Raw genomic sequence first — 12,047 nt, 5'->3', positions numbered from 1 at the left:
AAAAGCTCCTGTGATATCAGGCGCTGCGCACCAAGCCGCGCGGCGCCGATACCATATTTCCGGGGCGCAGGCGCCGCCGCGCCAGGCCCTTTTCGTCAAACACGTGGAAGGCAGTACTTTCGGCCGAGAAGGTTATGCGCTGTCCCGGCGCGACATGGCGTTCGCCATCCCCGCGTATTACTACGTCCTCCCTGCCCTCGTGGCTGACGTAGAGGTAATTGGCTTCGCCCAGGTGTTCGACCACACTGACCTCGCCGGTGAAAACTTCCGAACCGCTGCGCGATTCGCTGATGTGCTCCGCGCGCAGGCCCAGCGTGATGCTGTCCCCGGCGCGCAAACCGCTGCCGTCCACTGCGGCGCGTATGGTTTCGCCGCTGTTCAGCAGTGCCGTGACGCCGTGGGCATGGGCGTCAACCACGGTAGCGGCCAGGAAGTTCATCCTGGGTGAACCGATGAAGCCCGCCACAAACAGGTTGCGCGGCTGCTGATACAGGTCCAGCGGCGTGCCGGCCTGCTGGATATGCCCCTCATGCATGACGACGATCTTGTCACCCAAGGTCATGGCTTCCACCTGGTCGTGCGTGACGTAGACAATGGTGGCATCCAGCTGACGATGCAGCTTGGCGATCTCCAGGCGCGTTTGCACGCGCAGCGCGGCGTCCAGGTTGGACAGCGGTTCATCAAACAGGAACAGCTGCGGCTCTCGCACGATGGCGCGGCCGATGGCGACACGCTGACGCTGGCCACCGGACAGCTCGCGCGGCAGGCGCTCCAGCAGATGGTCGATCTTGAGGATCGCCGCCGCCTCACCGATACGCTGCTTGATGGCTGCCTTGTCCTTGCCAGCCACCTTGAGCCCAAAGGCCATGTTCTGGTACACCGTCATGTGCGGATACAACGCGTAGCTCTGAAACACCATGGCGATGCCACGCTCCGCCGGTGGCAGATGATTGACGACACGGTCGCCGATCTTCATGGTGCCGCTGGTGATGTTCTCCAGCCCGCACAGCATGCGCAGCAGCGTGGATTTGCCACAGCCGGAAGGGCCGACCAGCACCACGAACTCGCCATGCGCAATCTCCAGGTCGATGCCGGCCAGGACGTCGGTCTTGCCGTCATACGATTTGCGCAGCTCTTGTAAACTTACACCTGCCATTGAGGCCTCTCCTTATTTCACAGCGCCAGCCGTCAGGCCGCGTATCAATTGGCGCGAGAACAGCGCATACAGAATCAGCATCGGAATCACCGCCAGCGACAGCGCAGCCAGTACCGAGTTCCAGTCCGTGACGTACTGGCCGATAAACTGCTGCACGCCCAGCGTGACCGTCTTGGTACGGTCGGACGGCGCCAGGATCAGCGGGAACCACAGGTCATTCCAGGCCGGGATCATGGTGAACACCGCCACCGTGGCCATCGCCGGACGGATCAGCGGCAGCACCACCTTGAAGAAGATGCTGACCTCACCGACGCCATCGCAACGCGCAGCATCCTTGAGCTCCGTCGGCACTTGCCGCATGAACTCGGACAGGATCATCACCGCCAGCGGCAGCCCTTGCGCCGTGTACACCAGCACCAGCGCCGTCAGCGTGTTGACCAGATCCAGCTTGACCATCAGCTCCAGTATCGACACGGTACCAAGGCGAATCGGGATCATGATGCCCAGCGCCAGGAACAGCGTCAGCACGCGGTTGCCCATGAAGCGGTACTCCGACAGCGCCCACGCCGCCATGGCGCCAAACAGCAGGATGCAGAACAGCGCAGCCAGCGTCACCACCAGGCTGTTACCGAAGTAAAGCAGGAAGTTGGTGCTGGCCAGGACCTTCTGGAAGCCGATGAAGGTCAGCGACTCCATGGTCGGCAGCGCCAGCGGATCATCAAAAATCGCTTCACGCGTCTTGACCGAATTAATCAGGATCAGCGCAATCGGGAACAGCGCCAGCACCGTGTACGCCATCAGGGCGCCGTGCACCATCAGACGGTTCTTCATAGCGCAAACCTCGTCAGACGGCGCTGCACGCCGACAAAGTACACGCCGACACCCGCCAGTATCACAAGGAACATCAGCGTCGCCACCGCAGAACCCAGATAGGCATTGCCTACCTGCGCCTGATAGCCAAAGAACGTGCGGTAGAACAGCGTGCCCAGAATATCGGTAGAATAATTCGGCCCGGCCAGCGCGCCCTTGATCGAGTAAATCAGGTCAAACGCATTGAAGTTTGCTACAAAGGTGAGGATAGTGACGAGGCCCAGCGTCGGGTAGATCAGCGGCAGCTTGATCTGCCAGAAGATACGCATGGCACTGGCGCCTTCCACGTGGGCGGCTTCGACGATTTCATCCGGCACGGCCAGCAGCGCCGCGTAAATCAGCATCATCGGCATGCCGATGTACTGCCACACGGAGACCATGGAAATCGCCGTCAGTGCACTCTCCTCTTCGCCCAGCCACGGCGCGAAGAAATCAGCCAGGCCGGCAAAGCCCATCAGCTTTTCACCCACGCCCCACAGCGGCGACAGGATCAATTGCCAGATAAAGCCGATGATGACCACCGACAGCAATGTCGGCAAAAAGATCAGCGTGCGGTAGGTGCGCGCGCCACGCAGCCCCTTCAGGCTGAATAAGGTCGCCAGCAGCAGGCCGACCGGATTTTGCAGCAGCATGTGGACGCAGAAGAATTTGGCGTTGTTGGCCATCGCGTTCCAGAAACCGGCCGACCAGTCGGGGTCCAGCAGCACTGTGCGGAAATTCTCTAGGCCGACAAAGGACGCACTGCCACCATCATCGGCGCTGAAGAAGCCCTGTCCCAGCGTCTGCACCAGCGGCAGCGCGCTGAACACACCGTAGACAATCAACGCCGGCGCCAGAAACAGCAGCAACTGCCAGGGCCGCACCGTATTCACCACATGCTTCAAGACTGCCTCCAGAATTCGATTAAAAAAAAGGCCGGCGCCGCGCCCGGCGCCGGCAATGAATCACACTTCATCAAGGGGAGGGATTTCCGTGTGATGCTACTTTTGCTGTGGTTTGTACCACTTGGCAAAACCGTTTTGCAGCCGCGCCGCTGCGTCCTTCGGCGCCAGCTTGCCGTTCAACACCTGTGAATTGATATTCCAAAGTTCGCTCTCCATGCTGGGCTGGCCGCGGTTCAGCACCTGCGCGTTGAAGCGGATGGTGGAGGCGCAGCTATTGCGCCATTCCGCCATCTGCTTGGCCACCGGGTCGCGCACGGAGATCAGATGATTCGACAGCGAGAAGAAGCCGGTCACGCGGTTGGTATAGATGTCGGCAAACTCCTGCGAGCCCACCCATGCCAGAAACTTGTAAGCGTCTTCCTTGTTCCTGGCTTTCTTGTTGACGCCGATGCCGATATCCATATGGTCGGAGATAAAGCAGGCATCGCCCGCCTTGCGCACCGGCGGCGCAAACGCGCCCAGTTCCAGTCCCGGCGTCTGGCTGAAGTACGAGATATCCCACGAGCCGGTGGGATAGATCGCCGCGCGGCCCAAGGCAAACTGGTTCTGGCTGTCGCCATAGGTCTGTGCGCTGGCGCCGCGTCCCAGGTAGGTGCCCATGCGCTGCTCAAACGTCAGCGCTTCGACAAACGGCGCGTCGGTCAGCCTGGCTTTGCCGGCGATGAGCGCCTTGCGCCCTTCCTCACCACGCCAGAAATTGGGACCGATATTGGTATAAACCATTTGGCTCGATTCCCATTGGTCGGCAGTGCCCAGCGCCAGCGGCGTGACGCCACTCTTTTTCAGCGTCTCCAGCACCGTAAAGAATTCGTCCACCGTTTTAGGCGGTTGCAGGTTCAGTTTTTTGAAGATCTTCTTGTTGTATAAAAAACCGTGGATCACAGAGGCGACCGGCATGCAGAACGTGTCTTTGCCGTCATCGGTCTGCCAGGCCACGGTGGCGGTCGGCGAAAAATTCTGCATGCCCGGTTTGCCATCCAGCTTTTCGAGGTGACCTTTTTTGTACAGCGACAGCGAGACGTCGAACGGACGGCAGGCAATCAGGTCGCCCGCCGTGCCGCCGGCCAGGCGCGCGGCCAGGCTGGAATCGTATTCGGTTGGTGCGGTGGGTGCGAACTTGACTTCGATGCCCGGATGGTTTTTTTCAAACGCCGGGATCAAGACCTTTTCCCACAGCGTTTTGTCGTCCACACGCCAGCTTTCAATCACCAGCGTGCCAGAGCGGGCGGCCGTTGCGGAGAGCATGGCGAGCAGCAGTGTGTGTCGAACCAACCGGCGGAAATGCATGTTTGTGTCCCTTTCGTTACAACGATGGGACCATACTAGCTTGCATTTTGCGTAACAGCACTTGCGACCGGTTGAATGCTAAGTCCTTGATTTCACTCAATCTGGTATGCAGCTGGTATTACATTTCCTAACAACGATGGGTATAGACAAACTTTCAACTGCAACGCTACGTAAGAAAAACTTACAAAACTTAACAAAAAGGTCAGCGACCTGTTGTTGGTTTGCTGCGCACCAGGTCCAGCCACGCCCGCGCGGCGAACGACAGGTGGCCGCCACGGCGCCACGCCAGCATCAGATTCCAGTCCAGCGCCGGTTCTTCCAGTTTGGCGATGGTGAACTGGCCCGGTGTCAGCGTGTCGCAAAAGACCTTGGGCAGTAGCGTGATGCCCACGCCCAGCCGCACCAGCGAGGCGACGAAATCCCATTGACCACTGCGGCCGGTAATGCGGGGCTTGAAGCCTGCACGCAGGCAGGCTTCAGCGATGATCTCGTTCAGCGCGAAGCCTTCGCCGTAGAAGATGAAGGGACTATCGGCCAGCTCGCGCAAGGCCACGCGCTTGCGGCTGCGCCAGGCGGAGTCCTTGGGCGCCAACAAACACATGGGCGAGCGCACCAGCGGGAAGGAATCGAATTCCTGCCAGAGCTGCTGGTTGGATGGATGGTCGAGCAAGGTGCCCATCTCCAGCACCCCGCTGCGCAAATCGGCCTCGATGCCATGCGAGCCGCCTTCAAACAGTTTGAGTTCGATGTGCGGATGGCGGCGGTGATAGGCCGCCAGCAGTGGCGCCAGTGAAGCATGCGATTGCTGGGTCACGCCCAGGCGCAGATCGCCACGCCGCAGCTGCTGCAAGTCTTCCAGCTCCACGCCCATTTCTTCGTGCATGGCCAATAGCGCGCGGCCCCGTTGCAGCACCACCTGGCCGGCATCGGTCAAGGTGAAGCGCTTGCCGCTACGCTCCAGCAGCGTGAGCTCCAGCGACTGCTCCAGCTGCTGGATCATCTTGCTGACAGTAGGCTGGGTGACGTGCAGGTGCTCCGCCGCGCGGCTAAAGCTCTGCTGCTCGACGACGGCGACAAAATAGCGCAGCGCGCGGATATCCATGATCTATTCCAATTGAGAATGATTTTTATAAATTTAATTCATTTTATCTTTAATCCTTGCGCACCTAGAATGGCGCCATGAAACGCATAGGTTTTACATTGATGCAGGTGGTGGGACTGATCGCGGCGTGGTATGCCGCCGACTGTGCCTCCGCGTGGCTCGGACTGCCCTTTTCCGGCGGCGTGGTGGGCCTGATTGTGATGGTGGCGCTGCTGCAAAGCGGCGTGCTGCGGCCCGCCGCCATCGAGCACGGCGCCGACTGGCTGCTGTCCAATATGCTGCTGTTCTTTATTCCGCTGGTAGTGTCGGTGGTGCAGTTCACCGGCCTGCTGGAAGCCGAGGGCCTGCGCCTGTTTGCGGCGATTGGCCTGGGCTTTGTGTGCGTGCTGCTGGCTACCGCCTTTACCGTGGAATGGGTCTGCCGCTTTGAACGCGGCCGCCGTCTGCGCCGCCTGCGCGCACAACGCGGAGCGCCGCAATGAAGCCGCTGCTGTTCCTGCTGCTGACACTGGGCCTGTTCTACGCCAACCAGGCTTTGCACAAACGCTATCCGCGCGTCTGGCTGACACCGGCCATTGCCACATCCGCCGTACTGATCGCAGTGGTGCAGCTTTCGTCCACGCCCTTCCCTGTCTACTTTGGCGATACGCGCTGGCTGTCATGGCTGCTCGGTCCCGCAACCGTGGCGTTTGCGCTGCCGATTTATCAGTATCGCGATCTCGTGAAAAAGCACTGGCTGGCGCTCACCCTGGGCAGCGTGGCCGGCATCATTGCCTCGCTGGGCAGCACGCTGCTGCTGGACCGCTTGCTTGGGCTGGACGGCAGCATGGCGCACAGTCTGCTGGCGCGCTCCGTTTCGACGCCATTCGCACTGGAGGCCACGCGCCACCTGGGCGGCTCGGCGCAGCTGACCGGTGTGTTTGTCATCATCACCGGCTTGTTTGGTCTGCTGCTTGGCCAGGTGCTGCTGGCGCGTCTGCCGCTGCGCATGCGGATTGCGCGCGGCGCCCCGTATGGCGCGGCAGCCCACGGCTTCGGCTTGAGCAAGGCGCGCGCCATTGGCCCGCAGGAAGGTGCGGTCGCCAGCCTGACCATGATTTTCAGCGGTGTGCTCATGGTGCTGCTGGCGCCCGCGCTGGGCCACCTTCCACTGCTGTAAGCAGCTTTTCGCTAAACACCCGGCAAGCCTTGCAGGCTGCTACGGAACCCCTTCCATCGCGCCCGATTCTTCCTGTTTAGTAAAACATCGCTAAACTGCTGGACAAAATCGTCAGATCGTTTGACCGCCCATAGACGGCTATGCAAGACTGATTGCACAGCGAGGAGACAAAAGTGGGCACCAATATAACGATCAGAGACATCGCCCGCGTCGCAGGAGTATCGGCAGGGACGATTTCACGCGCACTGAAAAATGAACCCGGCCTGACCGAAGTGACGCGCCAGATGGTGGTGGAAACCGCACGCAATCTGGGTTACGATTTTTGCAAGCTGCGTACCAAACGGGTGCGCCGCCTGACCTTTCTGCTGCATCGCCAGCACGACACCGCAGCCGCCAGTCCTTTCTATTCGCCCGTGCTGCACGGCGCCGAGGAAGCCTGCCGCAAGCAGGGCATCGTGCTGTCCTCCCTCGCGGTGCGTCCGGCCGATGGCCTGATCGACCAGATTCCTTTGCACGCCACCGACGGTATTGTCTGCGCCGGCTTCTTCGAGCCTGAGATGCTGGGCGCCCTGCGCGCGACCGGCAAGCCGCTGGTGCTCATCGACATGCAGCTGCGCGGCTACAGCTCGGTCAATCCGGACAATATGATGGGCGGCTACCTGGCCACCAAACACCTGATCGACACCGGCCGCACGCGCGTGGGCTTCATCTCCGGACCGATGTCGCACTACAGCATCTGCAAGCGCGCCTTTGGTTACCGGCAGGCGCTGTTCAGGGAAGGCATCCTTGCCGATCCGGCGCTGGAAGCCTGCATGCCGGATGGCGTGGACCTGGAAACCGGCGCATGGGAGGCGATGGAGCAATTGCTCGACCTGCCCGAGCCGCCGGATGCGGTGTTCTGCTACAACGACAGCGCGGCGCTGGTCGCCATGCGCTGCTGCCTGGCGCGTGGACTCAAGGTGCCGCACGATATTGCGATCGTCGGCTTTGACGACATCTCGAATGCCATGCTGGGACACCGTCCCCTGACCACGCTGCGTATCGACAAAAAAGCTTTGGGCGCATTGGGCGTAGAACTTCTGCTCAATGGCCCGCACGACGTACCGGTGGAGAAGATCTCACCGGTGGAGTTGATCATCCGCGCCAGCACTGTTATCGACAGCTGGCGCCCCAAGAACCTGGTAACTTTCAAACGGACCTGAAGATGGCCCCTGATTTCCGATCCCGCACCACCCTGCTCAACCACATCCGCCACACCAAGCAGTTCTATGACAGCCGCTGCATCGACGCCAGCGGCGGCCTGTATCACTTCTACAAGGACGACGGCACGGTCTACGATGCACATACGCGCCATCTGGTCAGCAGCACGCGCTTCGTGTTTAACTATGCGATGGCATGGCGGCAGTTCGGCGACGTCGAGGATCGTCAGCGTCTGCGCCATGCCTTGTCTTTCCTGCGCAATGCCCATCGCAATCCGGCCACCGGCGGCTACGCCTGGCAGCTGGACTGGAACAATGGCGAGCGCCACGTCACCGACGGCACCAACCATTGCTACGGCCTGGCCTTCGTGCTGCTGGCTTACAGTCACGCACTGATGGCGGGCGAAACCCAGGCCGGCCCATGGATCAACGAGACCTTTGAGCTCATGGAACAGCGTTTCTGGGACCCGAAATATGGCCTGTACGCCGACGAGGCCAGCGCCGACTGGTCGCACCTCGACGGCTACCGCGGCCAGAACGCCAATATGCATGCATGCGAAGCGCTGATCGCCGCGTTTGAAGCAACCAACGACCGCGCCTACCTGCTGCGCGCCGAACAGCTGGCGCACAACATCACGGTGCGCCAGGCCGCGCTGGCCGACAATATGGTGTGGGAACACTATCACGCCGACTGGTCGGTGGATACGGAGTACAACCGCCATGACAAGAGCAATATCTTCCGTCCATGGGGCTACCAGCCGGGTCACCTGACCGAATGGGCCAAGCTGTTGCTGCTGCTGGAGCGCCATGGCGCGCACCTGGCCAACAATCCCAACTGGCTGCTGCCGCGCGCGGTGGAGCTGTTTGATGCGGCGCTGGCCAAGGCTTGGGACCATCAGCATGGCGGCATTTACTACGGCTTCGCGCCGGACGGCAGTATCTGCGACGATCTCAAATACTTCTGGGTGCAGGCAGAAAGCCTGGCCACGGCCGCCCTGCTGGCGGCACGCACGGGCGAGTCGCGCTACTGGACCTGGTATGACAAAATCTGGAACTACAGCTGGGAGCATTTTGTCGATCACCAGTACGGCGCCTGGTACCGCATCCTCGGCACCGACAACAGCAAGCTGACCGACGAGAAAAGCCCGGCCGGCAAAGTCGACTATCACACCATGGGCGCCTGCTATGAAGTGCTCAACGTATTGAAGAAGGATTGAGATGTTTCCGTCATTTGTAGCAGCGGGCGAAGCGCTGACCGACATGATTGTGCAGGATGGCGCGCAGACCCAGTGGCTGAGCCAGACCGGCGGCTCTACCTGGAACGTGGCGCGCGCCATGGCCAGGCTGGATGAACCGTCCGCGTTTGCGGGCGCCATCAGCCGCGATGTATTTGGCGACGCGCTGTGGCACGCCAGTGAAGCAGCGCAGCTGGACCTGCGCTTCCTGCAGCGTTACAACCGCGCGCCCTTGCTGGCCATCGTGCACCGCACCGATCCTCCCAGCTATTTCTTCATCGGCGACGACAGCGCAGACCTGCACTTCGACGCGGCGCAGCTGCCGGACGGCTGGATCACGCGATGCCAGTGGGTTCACTTCGGCGGTATCAGCCTGGCGCGCCAGCCGCTGGCCGGCAAGCTGGTGACGCTGGCCGAGCAGCTTAAGCTGAAGGGAGTGCGCATCAGCTACGATCCGAACTTCCGCCTGCTCATGGACGCCAGCTACGACGCCACGCTGCGCCACATGACGGAGCTGGCCGATGTGATTAAAGTATCTGAAGAAGATCTGGAAGGCCTGTTCCGCACCAAGGATATCGCGCCCGCATTCCAGAAGCTGCGCAGCTGGAACCCTGCTGCCACCTACCTGTACACCAAAGGCGGCAACGGCGCCGAGCTGCACATCGGCGAACAGTCATGGTCACTGCCCGCGCCGAAGATCGACGTGGTCGACACCGTGGGTGCTGGTGACGCCAGCATTGCAGCGCTGGCGTGGAGCATGATGCACCGTGCAGACGCTGCGCCCTTGCAGCATCTGCAGTTCTCGGTAGCGGCCGGCGCTGCCGCCTGCCTTGGCGCAGGCGCGTCACCACCATCGCTGAGCGATATCGAAAAACTGCTGTAAACTTCAACCACCTGAAGAAGAGACGGTCGCTGCGTCATACGGTCGTCATATAAAGCCTCTACGATGTTGGGCTTTATCGTTCGTCCAACTTCTTCAGGTTCCCATGTCCTCGAAAAATCCTTTCGCTCCATCCCGTCTGCAACTGGCGCTGGCCGCCGCTGGCCTGTGTGTGCTCCATATTTCCGCTGTCGCGGCGGAGGATGTCGGCGGCGCGCTGTCCACGGTGGAAGTGAAGGCCACGGTTGAAAAGAAGCGGCTGGGCGATAGCGTCAGCAGCGGTGCACTGGGCCGCAAGTCGGAACTGGATACGCCTTTCTCCACCAAGGCTGTCTCCAGCGAGGAAATCGAAGACCGCCTGGCCACCAGCATTTCCGAAGTGCTCAAGTACGACGCTTCGGTGACGGCAATTTCGCCACCCATCTCCACCCACCCTGCCACCATCCAGATGCGCGGCCTGCGCCTGGATGACCTGAACGGCTACAAGATCAACGGCCTGGCCAACATCAACCGTGGCACCGAGATGCCGCTGGAGATGTTTGAAAGCGTAGAAGCGCTGAAAGGCCTGACCGGCTATATGTACGGCTTCGGTTCGCCGGGCGGCATCGTCAACTACGTGAGCAAACGCCCGACCACCAGCCAGAGCTTCAGCGCGGCGATGGGCTACCAGGAAGGCGGCGCAATCAAGGAGCATATCGACATGGGCGGCCGCCTGGGCGAAGAAGGCGATTTCGGCTACCGCCTCAACCTGCTGCATGAAGACGGCGACCTGAAACAGGAAAGCGGTTCGATCAAGCGTAACGCCGCCGGCGTGAACCTGGAGTGGCGCGTGACCAAGGATCTGGCGCTGACCTATGATGCGATCTATCAGCGCCGCCGCAGCGTGGGCGGTACCGACATTATCATCGCGCCATCGTTCAAGGTGCCATCGCCGATCGATGGCGAGAGCAAACTGAATAGCATCGGCGCCGGCAGCGATGTGGAATACACGCTGGCCACCACCGGCATCGAATATGTTCTGGCGCCGGACTGGGTGCTCAACGCATCCTACCGCACCTCGGATTCGACGCGCGTGTACAAGAAGGACCAGTACTACATCACCGCCAACAACGGCGACTACAAGGACCGCGTTACATCGGAGCTGCACGGCTACCATTTTGACCAGGTGCAGGCCACCGTCAACGGCAAGTTCAACACCGCAGGCCTGGTGCATGAGGTGGTATTTGGCGTGATGTCGCAGAACCTGGTGTCGACGTCCTCGGTCGCCACGCCAAAAACCTATATCGGCACCGGCAACCTGTACGCGCCCAACATCATGAGCGTCGCGAACATCAACTACAGCGGCGGCACCTACGAGGACGAAGCCACGCGCCAGGAAGCCGTGTTTGCCAGCGATACGCTCAAGCTGAACGACAGCTGGTCGGTCGTCGCCGGCGCACGCTACACGCGCTACAGCGATGTCGCCTACTCGACCAAGGGCACGGTCACCGCCAGCTACCCGGCCAACAAGACCACGCCAACCGTGGCCCTGATGTACAAGCCAGCCGCCGACACCACGCTGTACGCCAGCTACGTGGAAGCGCTGGAACAGTCGGCCAGCGCGCCGACGTCCACGCTCAACGCCAACCAGACTTTTGCGCCGATCAAGAGCAAGCAGTCGGAAGTGGGTGTGAAGACGGAACGTAGCTGGTGGAACGCCACCGCTTCGCTGTTCAGCATCAAGCGTGGCGCGCAGTACACCAATGCAGCCAATGTGTTCGTGATGGATGGCGAAACCAAATATCAGGGCGCGGAATTCAATACCGTGGTGCAGGCGGCGAAAAATGTGTCGATCGAAGGCGGCATCATGCTGCTGGATGCAACACTGGAAAATGCCGCGCAAGGCTACAGCGGCAAGCGTGCCGTTGGCGCCCCGCGCCGCCAGGCGTCGGTGCAGGCAACCTGGCGTGAAGTGCTGCCAGGCCTGGCGCTGCATGTGGGTAGCCAATACCTGGGCGAGCTGCCGATGGATGCCGCCAATGTGAACACGCTGCCGGCCTACACGCTGTTTGACGCGGGCTTCAACTACCGTCACCGCTATTTCGGCAAGATGATCAGCGTACGCGCCAACATCTCCAACATCGCCAACCGCAAATACTGGACCTACTACCAGGAGAATTACCTGAACATCGGCGCACCGCGCACCGCAAGCGTCAATGTTCGCGTAGACTTCTAA

At 61.0% G+C, this 12,047-nt stretch carries 11 protein-coding genes; 6 read left to right on the top strand and 5 right to left on the bottom strand.

The annotated features are described in order from the left end of the window. Positions 1-16: 16 nt before the first annotated feature. From GTP58_RS02720 to GTP58_RS02700, 5 genes are all read right to left on the bottom strand, one after another. Positions 17-1,156, bottom strand: a complete 1,140-nt coding sequence (locus tag GTP58_RS02720) for an ABC transporter ATP-binding protein (protein ID WP_161076173.1) — start codon at positions 1,154-1,156, stop codon at positions 17-19. 12 nt (positions 1,157-1,168) lie between these two features. Further along, the gene (locus GTP58_RS02715; RefSeq protein WP_161076172.1) at positions 1,169-1,987 is read right to left on the bottom strand and encodes a carbohydrate ABC transporter permease; all 819 of its coding nucleotides are present in this window, start codon (positions 1,985-1,987) and stop codon (positions 1,169-1,171) included. Further along, complete coding sequence (locus GTP58_RS02710; RefSeq protein WP_161077238.1) at positions 1,984-2,898, bottom strand: carbohydrate ABC transporter permease; 915 nt, start codon at positions 2,896-2,898, stop codon at positions 1,984-1,986. The genes GTP58_RS02715 and GTP58_RS02710 overlap by 4 nt, the downstream gene beginning before the upstream one ends. Before the next feature lie 108 nt (positions 2,899-3,006). After that, a complete protein-coding gene (locus tag GTP58_RS02705; RefSeq protein ID WP_161076171.1) occupies positions 3,007-4,257 on the bottom strand; it encodes an ABC transporter substrate-binding protein in 1,251 nt (416 codons plus the stop codon). 202 nt (positions 4,258-4,459) lie between these two features. Beyond that, positions 4,460-5,359, bottom strand: coding sequence for a LysR family transcriptional regulator (locus GTP58_RS02700; RefSeq protein ID WP_161076170.1), 900 nt, complete (start codon positions 5,357-5,359; stop codon positions 4,460-4,462). Between the two features lie 77 nt (positions 5,360-5,436). Between GTP58_RS02700 and GTP58_RS02695 the strand changes: the two genes are divergently transcribed. From GTP58_RS02695 to GTP58_RS02670, 6 genes are all read left to right on the top strand, one after another. Beyond that, positions 5,437-5,841, top strand: coding sequence for a CidA/LrgA family protein (locus GTP58_RS02695; RefSeq protein WP_161076169.1), 405 nt, complete (start codon positions 5,437-5,439; stop codon positions 5,839-5,841). Further along, entirely contained in the window at positions 5,838-6,518 is a 681-nt protein-coding gene (locus tag GTP58_RS02690) for an LrgB family protein (protein WP_161076168.1), read from the top strand. The genes GTP58_RS02695 and GTP58_RS02690 overlap by 4 nt, the downstream gene beginning before the upstream one ends. Positions 6,519-6,691: 173 nt before the next feature. Then, positions 6,692-7,720 carry a LacI family DNA-binding transcriptional regulator gene (locus GTP58_RS02685; RefSeq protein ID WP_072781530.1) on the top strand — a complete coding sequence of 343 codons (1,029 nt, stop codon included), beginning with the start codon at positions 6,692-6,694 and terminating at the stop codon, positions 7,718-7,720. Between the two features lie 2 nt (positions 7,721-7,722). Beyond that, positions 7,723-8,934, top strand: coding sequence for an AGE family epimerase/isomerase (locus GTP58_RS02680; protein ID WP_161076167.1), 1,212 nt, complete (start codon positions 7,723-7,725; stop codon positions 8,932-8,934). A gap of 1 nt (position 8,935) precedes the next feature. After that, the gene (locus tag GTP58_RS02675) at positions 8,936-9,835 is read left to right on the top strand and encodes a carbohydrate kinase (RefSeq protein ID WP_202413458.1); all 900 of its coding nucleotides are present in this window, start codon (positions 8,936-8,938) and stop codon (positions 9,833-9,835) included. A 103-nt stretch (positions 9,836-9,938) separates the two neighbouring features. Further along, positions 9,939-12,047 carry a TonB-dependent siderophore receptor gene (locus GTP58_RS02670; protein ID WP_161076166.1) on the top strand — a complete coding sequence of 703 codons (2,109 nt, stop codon included), beginning with the start codon at positions 9,939-9,941 and terminating at the stop codon, positions 12,045-12,047.

Origin of the sequence: Duganella sp. CY15W (assembly GCF_009857555.1) — a bacterium.
Classification (GTDB): Bacteria; Pseudomonadota; Gammaproteobacteria; order Burkholderiales; family Burkholderiaceae_D; genus Rugamonas; species Rugamonas sacchari.
Note: the sequence above shows the minus strand (reverse complement) of the source record. Positions and strands in the feature narration are given on the sequence as shown.

Excerpts from the sequence above, each read along its gene's own strand:
- GTP58_RS02720 (WP_161076173.1), bottom strand. The coding sequence starts at position 1,156 with ATGGCAGGTGTAAGTTTACAAGAGCTGCGCAAATCGTATGACGGCAAG.
- GTP58_RS02715 (WP_161076172.1), bottom strand. The coding sequence starts at position 1,987 with ATGAAGAACCGTCTGATGGTGCACGGCGCCCTGATGGCGTACACGGTG.
- GTP58_RS02705 (WP_161076171.1), bottom strand. The coding sequence starts at position 4,257 with ATGCATTTCCGCCGGTTGGTTCGACACACACTGCTGCTCGCCATGCTC.
- GTP58_RS02700 (WP_161076170.1), bottom strand. The coding sequence starts at position 5,359 with ATGGATATCCGCGCGCTGCGCTATTTTGTCGCCGTCGTCGAGCAGCAG.
- GTP58_RS02695 (WP_161076169.1), top strand. The coding sequence starts at position 5,437 with ATGAAACGCATAGGTTTTACATTGATGCAGGTGGTGGGACTGATCGCG.
- GTP58_RS02690 (WP_161076168.1), top strand. The coding sequence starts at position 5,838 with ATGAAGCCGCTGCTGTTCCTGCTGCTGACACTGGGCCTGTTCTACGCC.
- GTP58_RS02680 (WP_161076167.1), top strand. The coding sequence starts at position 7,723 with ATGGCCCCTGATTTCCGATCCCGCACCACCCTGCTCAACCACATCCGC.
- GTP58_RS02675 (WP_202413458.1), top strand. The coding sequence starts at position 8,936 with ATGTTTCCGTCATTTGTAGCAGCGGGCGAAGCGCTGACCGACATGATT.
- GTP58_RS02670 (WP_161076166.1), top strand. The coding sequence starts at position 9,939 with ATGTCCTCGAAAAATCCTTTCGCTCCATCCCGTCTGCAACTGGCGCTG.